Origin of the sequence: Streptomyces sp. MBT53, assembly GCF_016654115.1 — a bacterium.
Classification (GTDB): Bacteria; Actinomycetota; Actinomycetes; order Streptomycetales; family Streptomycetaceae; genus Streptomyces.
In genome coordinates this window covers 14,401-36,283 of the sequence record NZ_JAEQAZ010000022.1, presented here as the reverse complement: position 1 = coordinate 36,283, position 21,883 = coordinate 14,401, and the positions used below count along the sequence as shown (strand labels likewise).

The following is a 21,883-nucleotide window of genomic DNA, read 5'->3' as shown; positions in this document are numbered from 1 at the left end:
GGGCTTCCATAAGCCGCGCGTGTAGACAAAGGGGACGTAAGCGAAGACCCGGCAGGGTCCGGAGACGTCTGGCGGTGGTGTTGTCCGCCGGACTCCTCGCATCCGGGCTGGGAGGGATGGGTTCAGCAGCGGCTGACACCTCCGGGTCGGGCGGGGAGTTCGTGCCGATCTCTCCGTCGGCCAAGATCGTCGACACTTCGTCGGGACTCGGTATCTCGTCCTCGCTCGGAGCCACGACGACAAAGTCCTTCCAGGTGCTTGGACAAGGGGGCATCCCGACGAGCGGTGTGTCCGCCGTGTCCCTCAACGTGGTGGCCGTGGATCCGACTTCGACGTCCAGCTACATGGAGTTGTGGCCTGACGGCTCGTCACGGCCCAGTCCGGGGTCGGTGATGAACTTCCACTCCGGACAGACCATCAGCAACTCTGTGCTCGTAGCGCCCGGGTCCGACGGGAAAGTCGACGTCTACAACTCGTCCGGGACTGTCGGCGTGGTCGTCGGTGTCAGCGGATACTTCACGTCGTCGTCCTCCGGAGCGACACCCGGCGGCTACGTCCCCGTGACGCAGACTCGCCTGGTCGACACACGGGACGGAACGGGCGCCACCGAGGCGCAACTGGCGCCGGGCGGCAGCATCAATGTGCAGATCGACGGCGTGGACGGGATCGCCGACGCCTCGGCGGTCTTCGTGAACCTCACAGTGCCGTCACCCGCGGCCGCTGGCTCTCTGTACGCGTACGCTGCCGGGGGATCTGCTGGCCAACCTGTTCTGGACTACGTAGACGCCACCACGGCGAGTGCAGCGACCGTCGCCGTGAGCTCGGGCGGCCAGATCACCCTCAAGAACGGGTCGAGTACGCAGTCCATCGACGTCATCGTCGACATCTACGGGTACTTCAGTCCCGGTGTAACTCAGGGCGGCGGCTTCAACCCCGTCCAAGCGCGGCTGCTTGACACCCGCACCACCACCTCCATCCCGGCACACGGCACCGTCGCCGTGACGGCGGGAGGTACCAACGGCCTGCCCGTCTACGGCATCGGTGGCGTCGTCCTCAATCTGACAACCACCAACCAGCAGGCGACGGGCTATCTGCGCGCCTGGCCCACCGGCCAACCAGCTCCGGACACGTCAGTAGGCAACTTTCAGCCCGGCTCGTCGCGAGCCGATCTCGCCATCGTCCAGCCAGGCACCTCCGGCAAGATCAGTGTGTACAACAGCAGTTCGGGCACGGTCGATCTGATAGTCGATCTGGAGGGCTGGTTCTCGGCGATCGAACCATCCATCCCGGCGGACCTGGCAACGGCCGGAACGGATACCGCGACCCCGATGGTGTCGGGAGTGGTCTACGGTCCGACCGGCGACTCGGTGACCGGCGAAATCTTCGTTCAGGACGCGTCCGGCAACCCGGTCGGCGAAACCCCGACCGCGATCGGGACCGTGCCGTCCGGTGAGCGGGTCACCTACATGATCCCCGACGGGACACTGACGGCCGGCCAGACCTACAGCTGGTACATGCTCGCCTGCTACGCCTCCCTGTGCTCCGCACCCAGCACCACCCAGAACTTCACCTTCGCTGGGCCCTCCTCCGACTCCGGCTCCACCTCCGTGCCGACAAACGCCATCACCGCCACGATCCCCTCCGCGGGCATCACCAGCGAGGACGCCATCACGGACACGATCGGCTGTAGCGGGTCCGCCTGCGCTGTGAACTCCTCCTCCACCACCTTGAAGGTCGGCGGCGACGGGACCAACCACTGGGCCTCGGCGATCAAGACGGATCTTTCCGCAATTCCGGCTGGCTCCACCGTCTACAGCGCCACCTTGTCCCTCACGCGACAAGGCTGCCTCGGCGGATGCACCACCGACACCCTCGATGTGGAGCAGGCCACCAGCGACGTGACCGCGCAGACGACGGGGGCCGGTCTGCTGACACGCGAGGACACGTCCGGCCCTGTCGCCTCGGGAACGGAGGCCAGCGCCTCCTACGACATCACCTCCGCGGTGGTGGGCTGGCTGAGCAGTGACTTCCCCAACGACGGACTCGTCCTTCAGGCCGACGACCAGTCCACAGCCACCACCGGTACCGCCTACTACTCCTCAGCCGGCACAGTCCCCACTGCCGACCGTCCGACCATCAGCGTCGTCTACACGCCTCCGACCGCTCCCAGCGCCCCGACGAACGCCACCGCGACTCCGGGCGATGGGGGAGCCGTCCTCAGCTGGTCGCCGCCAACCGACAGCGGCTACCTCTACGCCGCCGGCGACAACATCACCTACACCATCAAGGCCCTCGCCCCCTCCGGCCAGGTCGCCCAGCAGGCCACCACGGGCGACCTGCACGCTGTCGTCACCGGCCTCACCGACGGCACGGCCTACACGTTCGCCGTCACCGCCACCAACCCGGCCGGTACAAGCCCCACCGACGCCACGACTGCGGCGACCCCGCAAGCAGTGTCCGGCGGAACGTCGCAGTACACCCAGACCATCAGCCAGTTCCTCAACGCCGAGGACCAGCTCCAGGAGAGCGCCACCGCCAGCAGCTCCATCGTGGCGTCCGAGTACAGCTTCTCCACGTCTTTCTCCACCGAGCTGAGCTACGGAGCGGACACGGACACCGCTATCGCCGCCCTGGAGCAGGCCAACGCCGAACAGGACACCCAGGACGCCACCACCTTGTCCAACACCCTCGTCGTTCACCCTTCTGGCAGCACCACCACCGAGGTCTTCACCACAGCCGCCGAGACCTTCACCACCGTGGACACCAGCAGCGGTTCCTCGGTGTCCACTCCCGGAGAGAGCACCGACAACGACGAGTTCTTCCTCAATGCCACCGGCACACCCTTCATCACCGGCTTCGTCGACGCTGCGGCGGCCTTGGATCCCGTCACGGAGTACACCAACCAGACGGCAACGGCCCCCAGCGTCCAGGACACCGCGTCCGACGGCACCCCCGAGTGGATACTCGACAGCAATGGGCACGCCGTCCTCGCCCCGGGGTTCACCGATCCCGGCGGTGGGGGCAGCGGCGATCAAGCCGTTGCCAGCTGGGCGCTGAACCACGTCAACATCGATTACAACGGGTTCGGTGACGACTGCACCGACTTCGTCTCCCGGGCTCTGTTCTACGGGGGCGGGTTCCCGAAGAAGTACAACGGTGCGGGCTTCCGGGGCAAGCATGCCAGCACGTCCAACGATAAGTACTGGTTCATCCAGGACCTCCTGGGGCGCAGTTGGAGCCACTCCTGGACCGTCGCCCATGATCTCTACCAGTTCGAGAAGATTCAGGGCGCGGGCTTCGAGTCCCCGCACAATGCGGCCCCCGGAGACATCGTCTGGGTCAACTGGACCGGCACCAGTTCGGCGGGCATCAGCCACGCGGCGGTGATCACCAAGGTCACCGGCAGCAACGTCTACGTGACCCAGCACTCCAGAACGCGCAAAAACGAACCGATATGGAAGGTCAAAGACGTCATGAGCTGGCAGAAAGCCAACCCTCACCTCCATGCCTGGGCCACCCAGCCCACCGAGAGCTGATGAGGCCGACGCCATGAGACGTCTCATCCCTATGGGACCGGTCGCGTTGCTGGTCTCCGCGTTCCTGGTCGGCTGTTCAGCGAAGGGCCCTCACCTCCCCGACTACGTCGTGCTGTCCAAGCACGTCACCCATGGGGTGCACTGGCAGTTGGATGCGTACCTGAGCGATGAGGGGCTGTGCCTGACGGTGGACGGCCCCAAGGGGCCAGAAGTCAGCGGAGACTGGTCGTCCGGAGGCTGCGGCTTCGACAGCAGCCCGTCGGGCGGCTACTGGTCAGGCGGACAGGAGCCCGGCGCGGAAAACGCCATGGTCGTGTACGGACCGCTGCCGGACAATGCCACCGCGATCAAAGTGGCAAGCCACACTGTGGTGAAGTCCGTCCCGTTCCCCGACGGCAGCGGCCTGCCTGCTGACCGCTACTGGTTCTTCATCGAACCACCGGGATGGCCGAACAAGGCCGACGGAACACTGCTGAGCACGCCCCAACCGCTGGACAAACAAGGGAAGAAGGTCGCCTTCAAGAAGTTCTGACCCGATAGCCGACTCCATAGGCGACCCGTAACGACAGATGCCCCGGCGAGCCAACGTGCTCGCCGGGCAGGATTTCGATCGCTTGATGTCCGGTTCGTGCGGGCCGTCGGCTCGGTGGGTTCCGGGAACGTGGCAGGAACGGTCTTCCTGTCGGTTCCCCGGCTGGCGAACCACAAGTATCGGCCAACTCGAGGCAGATACCGGTGGTTTGTTAGGGCGGGACGTAGAGGTTCAGGGGTCTGCCGGTGCCGATGGTGTTGATCAGTTCCTGTAATGCTGGGGGCGGGGGCTCCGTCGTCCAGGCCCGCCAGTAGCGTTGCAGCGTGGCCCAGGGCATCAGCCAGCCACGGACGGCGCGGATTGCCTGGGGCCAACAGGCCGGTCGGGGCTGCTGGGACCCGGGTTCTCCCTCCTCTGCCGGTCCTGACGGTGCGTCAGGACCGAGTGGTGGGCCGACCGGAGCGGGCGGTGGTGGGTCGGGGGTGAACCAGGTGTTCCAGCAGAAGCTGAACGCACAGTTCACGAGGGTCTGGTGGCGGCGAATCGCGGTGTCGGAGCGGACCTGGAAGTCGGCCCAGCCGAGTTCGTCGTTGACCTGCTTGTGGCTCTGCTCGACCCAGTGCCGCAGCCCGTAGAGCCGTACCACTTCGGTGAGATCGGCGGCCGGGTGGCGGCTGTGTGCCTCGCGGGGTGATCCGGGCCGGGGCAGGTTGGTGGCCAGGTACCAGGTGGACATCTCGGACAGGGGGGCCGGGTCGGTGGTGGCTACCACGAGCCGGATCACGCCGTTGGGTCCCCACCAGCCCACCTGGGCGTCGGCGGCCCACCAGGTCGCGGTGCGTCCGTCGCGGAAGCTGCGGGTTACCGGTTGCCAGTCGCCGGGCTGGTCGGGGCCGTACCAGGCCAGTTCGCGAGCGGCATCGACGGGCCGGAAGGCGTCCTTGTACTGCCAAGTGCCGTGGCCGCTTTTGAGGGCCATCACGAACGGCAGGCGGGCGTCGGACAGTTCAGCGCGGAAGGTGTTGTGGTCGCCGTAGGCACAGTCGGCGACGACCGCCCGGAACACCACGCCCGCTGTCTTCGCCGCACGGGTCAGAGTGGCCCCGATCTGCAGCTTGGTGCGGAAGGCCGGGTCCTTCTTCCCGCCGGGGAAGTGGTGGGCGGGGGTGTAGGGCATGGCATGCAGTGGGTAGTAGAGGCGTTCGTCGGCCCAGCAGGTGGTCACCGTGACCACCCCACGGTCGATCTTCCCGACCGAGCCCAGGTACTGCTTGCCCACGTGAGCGGTCGCGCTGCCGTCCTTGCGGTCCCCGGAATCGTCGATGACCAGCACCCCGCCGTCATGCGGTGCGGTCGCCGGGTCGGCCAGCAGCAACTTCAGGCGGCGGGCATTGACCTGCTCGCCGTCCCAGGTCGACTCGGACAGGAAGAACTGCAGGCGCTGCACCGCCGCATGCTGGGCACCCACCACGGGCCCCGTGCCGGCCAGGCAGGTCAGCGTCTTGTTGCGGTCTCGCGGCAGCAACAGGCCGGCCAGGTACTCACGAAACCCACGACGCGGTGCCAACGTCCCAAAAAGATCGTCGAAGTCGGCGGCATACGCCTCCAGCGGACCCGGAGCGGGCGGACACGGCAGCCGCCTCGTCATCTCAGGCTCCCTAGACCGTAGTTGACGCCTTTACTTCACGACCTACTCCCGCACGAACCCGCCGTCAACAAACCACCGCTAGGAGGGTCACCTGCCCGCGTCCGCCGAGCGGAGCGCTGCGGATCTCCTTGCCCGCTCGCCCGCTGCGGGCCGAGGTGCTGCCGGGCCGCCAGATCGAACACCTGGACGGCCGCAGGTAACCCGACCGTGACTTCCGTAGGGCGCCGACCCGAATCGAGCCCGGATCTGCCCTGGTCGGCCAGGAGCAGACGCTCTGCGCCCTCGGTCGGCCTGCGGCCGGCTGAGGCTCGGGTGGCACCCCTGAGAGCTCGACCTGGCGAGACCCACCCATCGACACGCCTATGGGTGGGTGACGCCTCGCCGGATGACTCCCGTCGGCGCCGGCCGCTCCGTCCATCGAGGACGGCCGAGGGAACCTACAAAGGCGGATAACGGGGGTCAGCTTCCAGATGGTAATTGACAGGGTACGAAGGTACCTCTTAACGTACCCGCATCCGGGGCAACGCCGGCAGCTCAACGAGGAGCACCGATGCAGCACCTATATGAGATAGATGTTCAGGTTTCGATGCGGGACGGCGTGGCCCTCGCTGCTAACGTGTGGCATCCGGTCGAGGGGCGGGCTCCGGCGCTGCTCGTGCGCCTGCCGTACGGCAAGGACGTGATGGGCTTCGGCCAGTCGGCCATCCCTGACCTCCTGACTCTGGTGGAGGCCGGTTACGCGGTGGTGGTGCAGGACTGCCGGGGCACATACCGCTCGGAAGGCGAGTTCGTTCCCCATATGGCCGACCGGGCCGACGGCGAGGACACCGTCGCCTGGATCACCGACCAGTCGTGGTCGGACGGCACAGTGGGTATGTACGGGCCGTCCTACCTCGGCATGGTCCAGTGGGAAACCGCCGTAACCGGCACTCCCGCACTCAAAGCGATCGCGCCGACCTTCACCTCGATCGACAACTACGAGGCGCCCTGGTACGGCCCGGGCGGCGCGCTCTCACTGAGCCTGGTCACACTGTGGAGCGCCATGATGTACGCGGCCGATGCGCAACGATCCCTGGCGTCCGGCGAGGGATCCGTGGCCCAGCTGCTGCAACTCGGTCAGGCCGTCCTGTCCGCCGCGTCACTCAACGAGGTGCTGCCGACGGCGGAGGTTCCGGTCCTGGCGGAGTACGGGAAGTGGTGGGACGACTGGATGGCCCACCCGTCCCACGACGGGTACTGGGATGCCATGGAGCTCACGCCCGAGCTCAAGAACGTCACTGCCCCGGCGCTCAACATCGGCGGCTGGTACGACCTATACATTGGCCAGACCGTGCGCACCTACACCACCGCCCGCCAGAAGGCAGGAGGTGCGCAGGCACGCGAGGGGCAACGGCTGATCATCGGTCCGTGGGACCACATGTCCGCGAGTGGTTTCTATCCTGACCGCTCCTTCGGCCCGCTGGCCAGTGCGCAGATGATGGGCCTGACCGGCCTGCATGTGAAGTTCTTCGACCGCTGGCTGCGCGGCGACACCACCGCTCTGGACGGCGTGGCGCCGGTGAAGATTTTCGTCATGGGCATCGACCAGTGGCGCGACGAACAGGAGTGGCCGCTGCCCGACACGAGGTGGACCGACTTCCACCTCACGAGCGCCGGTCACGCCAACACAGCAGACGGCGACGGCATTTTGACGACCGACCCACCGCCCGGCGCCGGGCACGACACCTACCTCTACGACCCGCGCCGCCCGGTTCCCACCGCCGGCGGGGCGTCCATGCCGACGACGTTCGGATTCTGCGGCCCGGTCGACCAGCGCACGGTCACCGGCCGCGACGACGTCATGTGTTTCGCCACCCCCGTGCTCGACGAGGCCGTCGAGGTCACCGGTCCGGTCAGCCTGACCCTGTTCGTGTCCTCGTCGGCCGTCGACACCGACTTCACCGCCAAGCTCGTCGACGTCTTCCCCGACGGTAAAGCGCTCAACCTGTGTGACGGCATCCTGCGTACCCGCTACCGGGGCGGCCTGGCCACGGAGCAGCTGATGGAGCCCGGCACGGTCTACGAGATCGCCATCGACATGACCGCCACGTCCAACGTGTTCCTTCCGGGCCATCGCGTCCGCGTGGACGTCTCCAGCAGCAACTTCCCCCGCTACGACCGCAACACCAACACCGGCGGCGTCATCGCCCGCGAGAGCGAGGAGCAGATGATCCCCGCGGTCAACCACATCCACCACGGCCCGAACCACCCCAGCCGTCTCATCCTGCCGATCATCGACCGGAAGGCCCAGATATGACCGCCGCCGACCGCGTCTACGAGCTGACCGCGACTTTCGCGGCTTCCTCCTTGAATGTGGCGCAGCTGCTGTGTGACCGGCACCCCGCCGACCGTGTCGCGTTCACCGTGGCCGAGGGCGACGGCAAGGCTTCCCCGCTGACCTTCGGCGAACTGGCCGCGGACTCGCACCGGTACGCCCGGGTGCTGCAGGGGCTCGGAGTCGGGCCGGGTGACCGGGTGGCGACCCTGATGGGCAAGAGCACCGATCTGGTCACCGTCATGCTGGCGGTGTGGCGGCTGGGTGCGGTGTACGTCCCGCTGTTCACCGCGTTCGCGCCGCAGGCCATCGCCCTGCGCCTGGAGGGCTCAGGTGCGCACGTGGTGATCGTCGACCCGGACCAGCGCCACAAACTCGACCCCGGCCCCGACATGCCGGACGACCCCCAGCGCCGCGTCGTCGTCACCGGAACCCCAGCGCCGGGCAGTGACGTGTGGCTGACCGATCTCGTCGCGGCCGCATCGACGGAGCCGGTACCCGCTGTCACCACGAGCGGGGACGGACCGCTGGTGCACATGTTCACCTCCGGCACCACCGGCAAGCCCAAGGGCGTCATCCACCCCGTCGCCTACATCGCCGGATGGCAGATCTACCTGGAGTACGGTCTGGGTGTCACCCAGCAGGGCAGTTACTGGTGCGCCGCCGACCCCGGCTGGGCGTATGGCCTGTACGCAGCTATCGTCGCCCCGATGGCCGCCGGCATCCCCAGCCTCCTGCTGTCCGGCGGGTTCTCCCCGGAGACGACCTGGCGCACCCTCGCCGATCACCAGGTCACCGACTTCACCGCCGCCCCCACCGTGTACCGGGGCCTGCGTTCCTCCTCAGTCCCGGTACCGCCCGGTCTTCGTCTGAAGCGGGCATCCAGCGCGGGCGAGCCGCTGACTCCCGAGGTCAACGAATGGGCAGGCGCCGCGCTTGGCCTGGCCGTGCACGACCACTTCGGCCAGACCGAGGTCGGCATGCCGTTGGCCAACCACCACCATCCCGAACTCGCCCGCCCCCTCAAGGCCGGGTCGATGGGCCGTCCGGTGCCCGGCTGGAGCCTGACCGTCCTGGCCGACGAGAAGGACGAGCCCGCCGGACCAGGGGTGCTCGGCCGGGTCGCGATCGACGTGACGGCAAGCGAGTTGATGACCTTCCGTGACTACCAGATCCCGGGCCAGAGCTACGGCAAGTTCACCCCCGACGGCCGCTGGTACCTCACGGGCGACGCCGGACGCATCGACGCCGACGGTGACTTCTTCTTCTCCTCCCGAGACGACGACGTCATCATCATGGCCGGCTACCGGATCGGCCCGTTCGAGATCGAGAGCGTCCTCGCCCAGCACCCCGCCGTCGCCGAGTGCAGCGTCATCGGCGCACCCGACGCCGTCCGCGGCGAGGTCATCGAGGCCTACGTCGTCCCGCGCGACGGCACCGACGCCTCGCCACAACTGGCCGCCGAACTCCAGCAGTTGGTCAAGACCCGCTACGCCGCCCACGCCTACCCCCGCACGATCCACTTCATCGACGCCCTGCCCAAGACCCCCAGCGGCAAGACCCAGCGCTACCTGCTGCGCAACCGCCGACGCACCGAACTCACCACCCGAGAGACACCGTGACCGACACCGCTCCTCTGCTGGTCGAGCAACGCGGACCCGTCCGCTGGCTGCGGCTCAACCGCCCCCAGCGGCGCAACGCCCTCGACATCCCCCTCGTAGAGGCCCTGGACAAGCAAATCACCAGCGCCGAGGCCGACCCCGGCACCGCGGTCATCGCCGTGGCAGGCAACGGGCCGAGCTTCTGCGCCGGTGGAGACTTCCACCAGTTCCTGCAGCTGCACGACGCGGGCCTCAACCCGGTCGAATTCCTGGCCGACGTGTCCGCCTGCTTCAGCCGTATCGCGGCCAGCCCGAAACCATGGGTCGCCGTCCTGCACGGTCACGCCGTCGCCGGCGGCCTCGAACTCGCGCTGGCCTGCGATGTCGTCGTCGCCGCCGACACCACCCTCATTGGCGACGGCCACCTGCAGCGGAGGCTGGTACCGGCCGGCGGGTCAAGCGTGCGGCTGCCCGGTGCGGTCGGACGCGGACTGTCCCGCTGGCTCCTGCTCACCGGCGAACTGCTGCCTGCTACCGCCTTCGCGCACACCGGCTGGATCCACGCAGTCGTGCCTGAGTCCGACCTCGACGCCACCGCCACCCGCATCTGCCACCAACTGGCCGACCGCAACAGCCCGGCACAGCAACACCTCAAGACGCTGTTGCACCGCATCGAAGGCATCGCCCCCGAGCACGCCCTGCGGGAGGAACTGGCCACCTTCGCCGACAACTGGCAGGCCAGCTCGGTCGCCGACGCCCTGCGGGCCTTCCTCACCCCCCACACCACGAAAGCAGACACCACGTGAACCGTTACCACGGACGCGTCGTCGCCATCACCGGCGCCGCACAAGGACTCGGCCTCGCCATGGCGACCCGCTTCGCCGCCGAGGGCGCCACCGTCGCACTGGCCGACATCAACGAACAAGCTCTCACCGACGCCGCCGGAACCATCACCGAAGCCCACGACGCGAAACTGCGCACCGATGTGGTAGACGTGACCGACTCGCCCCAGGTCAACGCCTGGGTCGACCGCGTCACCGCCGAACTCGGCGGCCTCGACGTGCTGGTCAACAACGCCGGCATCATCCGCGACAACCGCATCGAGGACATCACCGACGACGACTGGCACGCAGTGATCGGCGTCAGCCTCACCGGCGGCTTCCACTGCGCCCGCGCCGCGTTCGCCCCCATGAAACGCCAGGGCTACGGACGTATCGTCAGCTTCTCCTCCATGTCATGGCGAGGGAACTTCGGCCAGACCAACTACGTGGCCGCCAAGGCCGGCATCGTCGGCATGACCCGCACCCTCGCACTCGAAGGCGCCCGCCACGGCATCACCGCCAACGCCATCGCCCCCGGCCTCATCGAGACCCCCATGCTCGCCTCCATGAACGGTCCCGCACGCGACAAACTCACCAACAAGATCCCCATGCGCCACACCGGCCGCCCCGAGGACATCGCCGAAGCCGCTGCCTTCCTCGCCAGCGAAGCCGCCGGCTACATCACCGGCATCGTCCTCGACGTGGACGGCGGCATCTCCATCGGGTCCTCCATCCGGTGACCACGAACCCAGCGGACAAGAGGGTCAGCATCCGCTGCGTGGGTCTGCGTCGTCCGGCCCACCCACAGCTCACGGACCGTAGCGTCCACGCGTGAGGCGATCGTTGAGGACAGTCACAGGGCCGCCCCAGCCAGTAGTTGTGCAAGCACGCGATGGTCTTGTCATGGTGCCGGACTGACCCCATATGCCCTTGCGGCCAGGACCCTCACCTTGGACGAGATTCCGGCGGCGCTGACGAAACCGGCCGGCCGTCACGTGCGGGACAAATCGACGGGACAGCCGCTGGCCGGGCCCGCAGGCCGACCCTGGCCCCTCACTGCCAGGTAGCGTGTCCCATGGACGAGAAGCGCTGCGGGCCGCCCCTCCCGCGGTGTTGTACAGGACGTGGACGAGGTTCGTTTCGTGCGTCCGGATGGTGGCATCGGTGAGCGCCTATATCTGCGCCGGGTCCGCGACGTCGGGGCCGACTCAGATCACATCACCGTCCCGGCCCGTCGAACGTCCACCCGGCTGCCAGGTCCGATGCCCGGCAGCGCGGCTGTGCCCTCGTCGACGAATCCGGTGGCGAGTCCCCGGTCGATGGGATGCTCTCGCAGGTACGTTAGTCGGTACGCTATTACGCATTTATGCGGGTTGGTCTTCCGGCCCGGACGACCAGCCGACGTTCCAGGCGGAGATGCTCATGGGAGACTGCTGCGGTGACGGCCCAAACTGACTCGCGTGACCGACGCCCGCGCCGCACGGCGCGCAGGCGGGTCGTCGACACCCGTCGGCGGGACGAACTGTTGCTCCAGGCCGAGGCGATCATCCTCACCGAAGGCTTCACCGCGGTGACCATGGATGAACTCGCCCAGCGACTTGAGTGCTCCAAGGCGACGCTGTACAGCCTCGCCTCCACGAAGGAACAGTTGGTCCTGACGGTCACCCGTGCCTTCTTCCGGGAGGCGACAGCCGAGATCGAACAGGCCGTCCAGGCCGAGCCCGACCCCAGGCAGCGCATCCGCGTCTACCTCACCGGCGTCGGCACGGCCATGCGCCGGCATTCCACCGCCTTCTACGACGACATGGTCGGTTACGAACCGACCGCGCAGATCTACCGAAAGAACTCCGCCGCGGCGGCGCACCGGGTCCACGAACTGATCGATGAGGGCGTCGAGAGCGGCGTCTTCCGCGCGCTCAACGGCCATTTCGCCGCCCAGGTCGTAGCGGTCACCATCGACGCCGTCCAGTCGGGTGCCCTCCTGGAGAGCACCGGCCTCACCGCTGGCGACGCCTTCTCCGAACTCGGAGACCTCCTGCTGGACGGGCTCAGTTCGGGGCAGACCGTATCCGAGTCTCCCTCCAAAGAGGCGCACCCTCCCGGTCAGTTCTGACCGGGAGGGTGCCCCTCTTCAATCGGACGCCGTCAGCAGGAGCAGGCGGACACCGTGCCGGCTTCGGATGGGAAGTGTGCGCACGGCAGCAACTCGATTCCGGAATGCCGGGTGGTACGCCGGTGCCCTCGTTGCGTGCTTACCGTGGGTGGGAGGCCGCCCGCAATCAGCAGACGTATCCGGTGTCCCGCCTTGACCTCCCCGGAGAATCTCCGCGTTGGAACGACAGCTCAAGGCGCCACTGGTGGAGCGAGGTGCGCAGGCCTACACGCTGGCTTCGCTAGGCCGACAGTTTCTCCGCTCCTGTGAGCAGGTGCAGTCCGCGGTAACGGCGTTCCAGCAGATGAGTGGGCGCGCTGAGCCTGCACCGAGCGATTTGCACGGTCGGTCTGGTGCGGATCGCCTGACCGAGGCATTCGGGACGTGCGTCGTCGCACTCGTGATGGCCCAACTGCAGCGGGACAACCCGGGACGTCACGTGGAGATCGTCCCCCAGACACGGCTGAGCCCCTACGACGTCGGCTTTCTGCGGCGACATCGAGGTCGGCGCCCCCGTACGCAGCCGCCCCCCATGCCGAGAAGCTGTCCGGCTACCGGCTGGGGCTGTACGCGTCCAGCGCGTATCTCCGAGAGAGCGGAATGCCGTAATCGACCAGGGACCTGTCGGAGCACTATCTGATCTGTTACGTCGAGGGGCTTCTGCGCGTCGAGGATCTCGAACGCGCTCGGCCGGTTCACCTCGGTGACCCACGCGGCGTTCGGCTCCACCAGTCAGGCACAGTGCGGATGGCCCGTCACGATGGATGGACCGTCAAGGCCACCTGACAGCCGATGCCCGCAACCCGCCGACCTCAGTCGCCGACAGGCCCTGGATCGATGAGTTCGGCAAGGTGCAGGCTCTGCCGCCTGGGCGCGAGTTGCTTCACCTGCATGGAGCAGCTGAACCCGTCGGCGAGGACAGGTGCGTCCGGTGTGGTCCGCTCAAGGGCAGGGGCGAGAGCCTGCTCGGCGACCTTCATGGAGACGTCGTAGTGCTCGGACTCGAATCCGAAGGTGCCCGCGACGCCGCAGCATCCCGTGGCCTCGACGACCTGGGCGACGCCCAGTGCCGCCAGTGTCTTGCGCTGGACGGCGGCACCGAAAGCCGAGTACTCGTGGCAGTGGGTCTGCACGGTGACCGTCGACGGCATCGTCGGAGGCTGCCAACCGCCGTCGACCCACTCCAGCACGGCTTCCGCGAAGCTGCGGACCCGGGACGACACCCGCTCGGCCGCCTGTGTGCCCAGGAGCTCCGGGGCTTCTTGCTTCAGCGCGGCGGCGCAGCTCGGTTCGACGACGACGATGGGTGTGTCCGTACCGTCGTCGAGCTTCGCGACGGTCTTCGACAGCACCTTCTTGGCGGTGTCGAGCTGGCCCGTCGTGATCCAGGTCAGCCCGCAGCAGGCGTCGGTCTCGCAGGTGACCTGGCGGCCCGGGCCGGCTGCGACCCGCGCGGCGGCGCCTGCCACTTCCGGGCGGAATCCCTTGGTGAAGGAGTCGACGAACAGGACGACGTCGGCACGTCCCGCGTCGCTGGCGAAGCCCGCCAGCTCCTCGCGAAGCCTGCGCCGGGAGGTGAACCGCGGCAGCGCCCGTTCGGTCGTCAGGCCCCCGGCCCTGGCCATGACCTTGCCGAGCGGTGAGGCGAGCACCGCGTTGACCAGCGGGCTGATGAGCCCCGTGAGCTTGAGCCAGCGCGGCAGCCAGCCGAGTGAGAAGTGCGACATGGGACGCAGGCGACCCGCGTAGTAGTGGGAGTAGAACTCGGACTTGTACGTCGCCATGTCGACGCCCGCGGGGCAGTCGTGCGAGCACGCCTTACAGGCCAGGCAGAGGTCGAGAGCCTCGCGGACGTCGTCCGACCGCCACCCTTCACCGACACTCCGCGCGCCGCGGACCATGTCCTGCAGTACTCGCGCACGGCCGCGGGTGGAGTCCTTCTCGTCCCCCGTGGCCCGGAAGCTCGGGCACATGACGCCACCTGAGTCCGCACGGCACCGTCCCACGCCGATGCATCCCTGCACCGCGTGGACCCAGGGGTCGGTCCCGGCCTCCTCGGCGTGGACGGGGCTGAGTGTGAAGTGGGTGCGCCACTCGCGGTCGGTGACCCCGGCGAGCGCGAGGTTCGCGTCGATCGGGTCCGGCTGGGTGATCGACCCGGGGTTGAGCAGCCCCGAGCCGTCCCAGATGCCCCGGTAGGCCTCGAAGGCGGCGAGCACGGACGGGCTGTACATGATCGGGAGGAACTCGGACCTGGCCCGTCCGTCGCCGTGTTCGCCGGAGAGCGACCCGCCGTGCCGCACGACCAGTTCGGCGGCTGCCGCGGTGAAGTCCCGGTACACCTTCCGGCCGGCGTCGGTGCGCAGGTCGTAGGTGATGCGGATGTGCATGCACCCGGCCCCGAAGTGCCCGTACATGATGCCCGTCAGCCCGTGCTCGTCCAGGAGGAGGCGGAAGTCGGCCAGATAGTCGGCGAGCTTTTCCGGCGCGACGGCGGAATCCTCCCACCCCGGCCAGGATTCCCCGCCGGACGCCGGACGCGACGACAGGCCGGCACCGTCCTCGCGAACGCGCCACAGCGTCGCCCGCTCGTGAAAATCGGGAACCGCGCGGCCGTCCACCAGGCGCCCGCCCGCCTTCAGCCGTTCCAGCAGTGAGGCGGCAGCAGCGGCCACGTCCTCCCGCCGTTCGCCGTCGAGATCGACGTAGAGGTACGCCTTGCCCTCCGGCAGGCCCTGGACGGAGTCCGCGCCACGGCGCAGCCGCATCGTGTCCACGATGACCTCGTCGATGCCTTCCACGGCGGCGGGCGAGAACTCCAGGATGGTGGGGATGTCCCGTGCGGCGTCGACGATGTCCGCATAGCCCAGGCACACCAGGAGCGCGCTCGGAGCCTTCGGTACGAGCCTCATCCGGGCCCGTACGACGAGGGCGCAGGTTCCCTCCGAGCCAACGAGGGCCCGGGCGACGTCGAAGCCCTTTTCGGGCAGCAGGTGGGAGAGATGATAGCCGGACACCTGCCGCTGGATGCGCCCCAGCTCCGTGCGGAAGGGGGCGAGGTTGACCTGCGCGAGTTCTTTGAGCTGTGCGCTCACCTCAAAAGCTCTGGCCACCGCATGCGCGTCCTCGGGGTCCGTCGCGCGCAGTCCGCCGGCGAACGCCGTGAGCCGTGTGCCGTCCGAGGTGACGATGTCGAGTTCGACCACGTGGTCCGATGTCCGCCCGTACCGCACGGAGTGATTGCCGCAAGCGTCGTTCCCGACCGCGCCCCCGACGGTGGCGCGGGTCTTCGACGAGGGGTCGGGCGCGAAGGTGAGGGCATCCCCGGTGGTGTGCTCCACCGTGCGGCTGAGCACCGAGAGCACGACACCCGCGTCGACGTCGGCTGTGCCGGACGTCTCGTCGATCGTGTGGATCCGGTTCAGATGGCGGGAGAAGTCCAGCACGACGCCGGGCCCGATCGCGTTGCCGGCCATGGACGTACCCCCGCCCCGGCCGACGACGGGCGTACCGGTGGCGGCGCATGCCTTCACGACCGCCACGACATCGTCGGCGCTGCGCGGGAAGACGACGGCCATCGGTGGAACGCGGTAGTTGGACGCGTCGTAGGAGTACGCGGAGAGCCGGAGTGCGGAGGTCTCCACGACCACGCCGGCCGCCTCGATCCTCGACAGGACGTCCATGGGGCCGGTCACGTCAGCGCCCGTCCTTTCTGCCCGGGGGCCGCAGTGGAAACTGGTCGTGGCACATTCGGACGCACCGAAGGTGGCTCGTCCGGACGCTACTGGCCGGCTTGTCGGCCAGCACTCGGAAGAAGCACCGGTCACCAGCCGAACCCTCGGCTTTTTACCAATGCCCGCCGCCGTGCGCGCCTGCATAGCCTGTAGAGGCGAGCAGTCTGTGACAACGGAGCTGATCATGCCGACGCATCTGACTCACTGGGGAGCTTTCGAAGCGGAAACGGACGGCCGGTCACTGACCTCCGTCCGGCCGTGGTCAGGTGACCCCGATCCCCGAGACATCATCCACAACGTGGCGTCCGCCCAGCACCACCCGACGCGGGTGCTGCGGCCGGCCGTTCGTCTCGGCTGGCTGGAGAACGGCCCCGGCAGCGGCTCGGGCCGAGGCACCGAACCCTTCGTCGAGGTGTCGTGGGAACGGGCCATCGACCTGGTGAGCGGTGAACTCGGGCGCGTCTACGCCGAGCACGGCCCGTCCGCCGTGTACGGGGGGTCATACGGCTGGGCCAGCGCCGGCAGGTTCCATCACGCCCAGAGCCAGATCCACAGGTTCCTCAACTCCCTTGGCGGCTACGTGGCCGGTTGGAGCGACTACAGCTTCGGCGCCTCCGGGATCCTGCTCCCGCATGTGGTGGGCAACGCCGGCGCCATCATGGCGGGTGCCACCTCCTGGGACGTGATCGGCCGGACCACCGACCTGTTCCTCTCCTTCGGCGGCCTGTCCGAGAAGAACAGCGGCATCAACTCCGGCGGGATCGGCCGGAACCCTGCCCGGGATGCGATCCGGCGGTCGGTGGCCCGGGGATGCCGTTTCATCGACATCTCGCCGCTCGCGGACGACACGTATGCCGAGGCCAAGGCCGAGTGGATCGCGCCCCTGCCCGGCAGCGACGCCGCCCTGATGCTGGCCCTCGCGTTCGTGCTGGACGCCGAGGACCTCGCCGACCGCGCTTTCCTCTCCACGCACTGCGTCGGCTTCGATCAGTTCCTCCCGTACCTGCGCGGAACGGTCGACGGCGTCCCGAAGAATCCCTCCTGGGCGGAGCGTCTGACCACCGTCCCCGCCGATCGGATCGTCCGTCTTGCCCGGGAGATGGCGGCGTCGCGCACGATGATCAACCTGAGCTGGTCCCTGCAGCGCCAGCAGCACGGGGAGCAGCCCATATGGCTCGGGGTGACCCTGGCGGCGATGCTCGGACAGATCGGACTGCCGGGGGGTGGCTTCCAGCACGGCTACGGCGCGACGGCCGAGATGGGGCTCCCCAAACGTGTGACCAGTGCTCCCTCGTTCCCGCAGGGACGCAATGCCGAGACGTCGGGGATCCCGGTGGCGAGGATCGTGGACATGTTGCTGACGCCCGGCCGCGAGATCGATTTCGACGGGCGGCGCATCACTCTTCCGAAGATCGAGCTGATCTACTGGGCGGGGGGAAACCCCTTCCATCACCACCAGGACCTGGCGCGTCTGCGCCGGGCTTTCACGAAGCCCGCCACCGTCGTCGTCCACGAGCAGTTCTGGACCAGTACGGCACGCCATGCCGACATCGTGCTCCCTGCCACGATGACCATGGAGCGTGACGACTACGGCGCCGGCCGCAACGACCCGGCCTTCTTCCCGATGCCCGCCCTCACGGAGCCGGCCGGTGAGGCCAGGGACGACTACGCGATCTTCTCCGCCCTCGCGGAAAAGCTCGGCCGAGGGGAGAGCTTCAGCGAGGGCCGGGACGTCAGGGGATGGCTCCGCCATCTGTACGACGGGTGGCGGAACAGGCTCGCGGAGCGCGATATCGAGGTCGTCGACTTCGACACGTTCTGGAGCAGCGAGAACATCTCGATCCCCATCGTCGACAAGGACCAGGTGTTGTTCTCGGAGTTCCGGCGTGATCCCGGCGCGAGTCCGCTGCCCACGGCCAGCGGGAAGATCGAGATCTATTCGTCGACGATCGCCGGGTTCGGCTATGACGACTGCCCCGGCCACCCCGTCTGGATCGCTCCTGACGAATGGCTCGGCAGTTCCGGCGCCCACCAGCTGCACCTGATCGCGAACCAGCCCAGGACCCGACTGCACAGTCAGCTCGACATCGGCGACACGAGCCAGAAGGCGAAGGTCGCGGGCCGGGAGCCGCTCCGGATGCATCCCGAGGACGCGACGGCCCGTGGCCTGTCCGACGGCGATGTCGTGCGGCTCCACAACGAGCGCGGGAGTTGCCTGGCAGGCCTCGTGGTGTCGGACGCGGTCAGGCGCGGAGTGGTCCAGCTCTCGGCGGGCGCCTGGTACGACCCCGACCCCGACGACCCGTCGTTCTGCCGCCACGGCAACCCGAACGTGCTGACCGCGGACCGGCCGGCGTCGAGCCTGTCCCAGGCCACGACCGCGCAGCACGCGCTCGTGGAGGTCGAGAAGTGGCTGGGTGACGTCCCGGAGGTGACCGTGACCACCAGGCCGCCCACGCTTCTGGGCGCGTCCCCCTGATCTGTCGTCGGGAACCAGCGAGGCTCCCGAGTCGATGAGCTGAGACGATCAACGTCTCTCTCAACGGCTCGGGAGCCTCGTGTCCGTCGGGTTGTCTGTTGTGCCTGTCGGCTCGGTCAGACGAGGGGAAGCGTGATGAACTACCCCGCGCCCCTGCCCACTTGGAGGGTCTGGGACGCCACCCGTGTCTCGCCGGTGTGCAGGCCGTGGGCGGTGTTCGGGCTGCGGTCCCCGGCCGTGCGAGGTTGACGCGACGGCGTCGGACTAGTCGAGGTCGGTGACCTTCTGGAGATGGTCGAGGGCATCGACGTACTCGTTGAGCAGCCGCGTGATCTCGGACTTGACGGTGGTGTGGCCTTTCATGTCGCCGACCACCTGGCCGACGGCGTAGGTCCAGTAGTCGAGATCGCGCGCGTGCTCGGCCCGCTTGTAGGAGTAGCCGTTCAGGATCGACTGCATGGGCCAGGTCAGCGGGTCGGGAGCGGTGGGAGCCCGCCAGGCGTCGATGTACTTGGTGCGCAGCATCCGCCCCGGCTTGCCGGTCATGACCCGTGCCAGGAGAGCGTCCTCCGACTCGGCGGCGAAGAGCTTCTCCCGCATCTCCTCGCTGAGTTCGCTCTCGGCGGTCCCGAGCCACAGCGACCCGGTCCACACGCCCTGGCAGCCCAGGGACAGCGCCGCGAGGAGGTGCGAGCCGCGGGACACGCCGCCGGCGGCCAGCACCGGCACACCTGCTGCCGCCTCCACGACCTGCGGCCACAGCACCATCGACGCCACGGTGCCGACGCTGCCGCCCGCCTCCGTGCCCTGCGCGACGATGAGGTCCACGCCGGCTTCCCGCTGCTTGACCGCGTGCCGGGCGGTGCCGACGAGCGCTCCGACCTGGACGTTCCGGGCGTGCGCGGCCTTCACCACCCAGTCCGGCGTGACACCGAGGGCACCGACGACAAGACTCACCGAACTCCGGGCCAGCGCCACATCGAGCTGGTCACGGCTCTTCTTGTTGGTCATCGCCATCTTCCTGGCGTTCTCGACCATGTAGGCGTCGCGGTCCTCTGCGGTGAGATCGCCCAGCCCGCCGCCGTCCAGCATGTCCTTCACGAACGCCAGGTAGCGGTCCGGGATCGAGGCCAGGTACTCCTCGGGGGTCTTCTCGTCGTCCATCGCCGTGCCGGGGAAGACCAGGTCCACGCCGAACGGCTTGCCGCCGACCTCCCGCTCCAGCCACTCGATCGACATGTCGAGTTCTTCGGGAGTCATCCAGGCGGCGCCGAGCACGCCCATGCCTCCGGCCTTCGTGACGGCCGCGACGACGTCACGGCAGTGGGAGAAGGCGAAGATGGGGAGGTCGATGCCGAGACTTTCGGTCACATCTGTTTGCATCAGGAAACCTTCTCGTGGCGGTAGAAGTCGACGTGTTCGGGAGCCAGCGGCTCATTACCCAGGATCAGGTCGGCGGCCTTCTCGGCGATCATCATGACTGGGGCATAGAGATTCGCGTTCGGGATGACGGGGATCACTGAGGCGTCCACGACGCGGATCCCGTCCAGACCGTGGACCCGCATGGTCTGCGGATCGACCACGGCCTCGTCATCGGTGCCCATCTTGGCCGTGCCGCAGGGGTGGTACGTCGTCTCGGCGTCGCGGGCCACCCACGCGAGGATCTCCTTGTCGGTCCTGACATCGGGTCCTGGTGAGAGCTCGCCGCCGTTGAACGGCGCGAACGCGGCCTGGTTCAGCACATCCCGCGTGACGCGGACACCGTCGATCCAGTCCTGCCGGTCCTGCTCGGTCGACAGATAGTTGAAGGTGAGGACCGGGGCCTGGAGGGGATCGTTGGCGCGCAGCTTCACATGCCCCTTCGACTGGGGCGTCTGCGGACCGAGGTTGATCTGGTAGGAGTGCTCCGTCGGCGCGGGCGTGCCGTCGTTGCGCACGCCCAGGGCGAGCATCGTCAGCATCTGGTTCGGCATAGGCGCGTCGTCGTTCGAGCGGACGAACCCGCCGGCCTCGAAGTGATTGGTGGCGGCCGGGCCCTCCCGCTTCAGCAGCCACCTGGCCCCGATGCCCGGCCATGACTTCATCTTGAGGATGCCGGCCATCGAGACCGGCTGCGTACACGCGTACATGACGAAAGCTTCGAGGTGGTCCTGCATGTTCTCGCCGACCCCGGGCAGGTCCTCGACCACGTCGATCCCGAGTCGGCTCAGCTCTTTCCCGTTGCCCACGCCGGAGAGCTGCAGGAGCTGGGGCGAGTTGAACGCTCCGCCGCAGAGGATGATCTCCTTGCCGTGGACGACCGTCCTGCCGTCCCGGCGCGAGGCGAGTTCGACGCCGACCGCGCGCTTGCCGTTGAAGACGACACGGCTGACGAGTGCGCCGGTCATCACCTCAAGGTTCTTCCGGTCGCGGACCGGCGCGTAGTACGTGCGGGCCGCGTCGTACCGCTCGCCGTTCTCGATGTTGCAGTCGAAGGGCGCGAAACCCTCCTGCCGGTAGCCGTTGACGTCGTCGACTACTTCGTGACCGGCCTGCCGTGCGGCGTCGAAGAGAGCGCCGAACAGGGGGTTGTCGGCCTTGTGCCGATGGACCGGGATGGGTCCGGAACGGCCGCGGTAGACACCGCGCGGATCGCCACCGACGAGGCGTTCGAGGCGCTTGAAGTAGGGCAGGGTGTGCGCGTAGCTCCAGGTCTCCATACCCGCGGCCTGGGCCCAGCCCTCGTAGACGAGAGGGTTGGCGCGCTGGAAGAACATGCCGTTCATGGCGCTGCAGCCGCCCATGAGCTTGCCCCGGTAGTGCGCGATCCTCCTGTCGCCCAGCATGGGCTCGGGCTCGGACTCGTACTGCCAGTCGTAGAGCTTGTGGCCCATGACGAAGAGGAAGGCGGCCGGCACCCGCACGGGATAGTCGAATCTGGAGTGCCGCCGGCCGGCCTCCAGGACCAGGACCCGGCTCCGGCCGTCGGCCGTCAGACGGTTGGCGAGCACACAGCCGGCCGAACCGCCACCGACGATGATGTAGTCGTAGCCGTCATGCTTCATGAGAGGTCCTTCTTCCGGGATT

General features: G+C 68.1%; 12 protein-coding genes. 8 read left to right on the top strand and 4 right to left on the bottom strand.

The window, feature by feature from the left end:
• The first annotated feature begins 161 nt into the window (after nucleotides 1-161).
• Together JHN45_RS54355 and JHN45_RS11080 are read left to right on the top strand one after the other, a co-directional pair.
• Complete coding sequence (locus tag JHN45_RS54355; RefSeq protein WP_201048880.1) at nucleotides 162-3,536, top strand: DNRLRE domain-containing protein; 3,375 nt, start codon at nucleotides 162-164, stop codon at nucleotides 3,534-3,536.
• A gap of 31 nt (nucleotides 3,537-3,567) precedes the next feature.
• A complete protein-coding gene (locus JHN45_RS11080) occupies nucleotides 3,568-4,068 on the top strand; it encodes a hypothetical protein (protein WP_201048879.1) in 501 nt (166 codons plus the stop codon).
• Between the two features lie 211 nt (nucleotides 4,069-4,279).
• On the opposite strand, the gene JHN45_RS11075 is transcribed toward JHN45_RS11080, so the two are convergent.
• Nucleotides 4,280-5,716 (bottom strand): IS701 family transposase, encoded by a 1,437-nt coding sequence (locus JHN45_RS11075; RefSeq protein WP_236583556.1) that lies wholly within the window; start codon nucleotides 5,714-5,716, stop codon nucleotides 4,280-4,282.
• A gap of 550 nt (nucleotides 5,717-6,266) precedes the next feature.
• On the opposite strand from JHN45_RS11075, the gene JHN45_RS11070 reads away from it, so the two are divergent.
• The 5 genes from JHN45_RS11070 (at nucleotide 6,267) to JHN45_RS11050 (ending at nucleotide 12,565) form a co-directional block, all read left to right on the top strand.
• Complete coding sequence (locus JHN45_RS11070; protein WP_201048878.1) at nucleotides 6,267-8,012, top strand: CocE/NonD family hydrolase; 1,746 nt, start codon at nucleotides 6,267-6,269, stop codon at nucleotides 8,010-8,012.
• Nucleotides 8,009-9,652, top strand: coding sequence for an AMP-binding protein (locus JHN45_RS11065; protein ID WP_201048877.1), 1,644 nt, complete (start codon nucleotides 8,009-8,011; stop codon nucleotides 9,650-9,652). The genes JHN45_RS11070 and JHN45_RS11065 overlap by 4 nt, the downstream gene beginning before the upstream one ends.
• Nucleotides 9,649-10,437, top strand: coding sequence for an enoyl-CoA hydratase/isomerase family protein (locus tag JHN45_RS11060; protein WP_201048876.1), 789 nt, complete (start codon nucleotides 9,649-9,651; stop codon nucleotides 10,435-10,437). The genes JHN45_RS11065 and JHN45_RS11060 overlap by 4 nt, the downstream gene beginning before the upstream one ends.
• Nucleotides 10,434-11,192 carry an SDR family NAD(P)-dependent oxidoreductase gene (locus JHN45_RS11055; RefSeq protein WP_201048875.1) on the top strand — a complete coding sequence of 253 codons (759 nt, stop codon included), beginning with the start codon at nucleotides 10,434-10,436 and terminating at the stop codon, nucleotides 11,190-11,192. The genes JHN45_RS11060 and JHN45_RS11055 overlap by 4 nt, the downstream gene beginning before the upstream one ends.
• Nucleotides 11,193-11,890: 698 nt before the next feature.
• Entirely contained in the window at nucleotides 11,891-12,565 is a 675-nt protein-coding gene (locus JHN45_RS11050; RefSeq protein ID WP_201048874.1) for a TetR/AcrR family transcriptional regulator, read from the top strand.
• Nucleotides 12,566-13,416: 851 nt separating this feature from the next.
• Here JHN45_RS11050 and JHN45_RS11045 read toward each other — a convergent pair.
• Nucleotides 13,417-16,299 carry an FAD-binding and (Fe-S)-binding domain-containing protein gene (locus tag JHN45_RS11045; protein ID WP_307783074.1) on the bottom strand — a complete coding sequence of 961 codons (2,883 nt, stop codon included), beginning with the start codon at nucleotides 16,297-16,299 and terminating at the stop codon, nucleotides 13,417-13,419.
• Nucleotides 16,300-16,522: 223 nt separating this feature from the next.
• On the opposite strand from JHN45_RS11045, the gene JHN45_RS11040 reads away from it, so the two are divergent.
• Nucleotides 16,523-18,817, top strand: a complete 2,295-nt coding sequence (locus tag JHN45_RS11040; protein ID WP_201048873.1) for a molybdopterin-dependent oxidoreductase — start codon at nucleotides 16,523-16,525, stop codon at nucleotides 18,815-18,817.
• Nucleotides 18,818-19,081: 264 nt separating this feature from the next.
• Here JHN45_RS11040 and JHN45_RS11035 read toward each other — a convergent pair whose 3' ends face one another.
• Entirely contained in the window at nucleotides 19,082-20,188 is a 1,107-nt protein-coding gene (locus tag JHN45_RS11035) for a nitronate monooxygenase (RefSeq protein ID WP_201048872.1), read from the bottom strand.
• An 11-nt stretch (nucleotides 20,189-20,199) separates the two neighbouring features.
• Nucleotides 20,200-21,861, bottom strand: coding sequence for a choline dehydrogenase (locus tag JHN45_RS11030; protein ID WP_201048871.1), 1,662 nt, complete (start codon nucleotides 21,859-21,861; stop codon nucleotides 20,200-20,202).
• Between the last annotated feature and the right edge of the window lie 22 nt (nucleotides 21,862-21,883).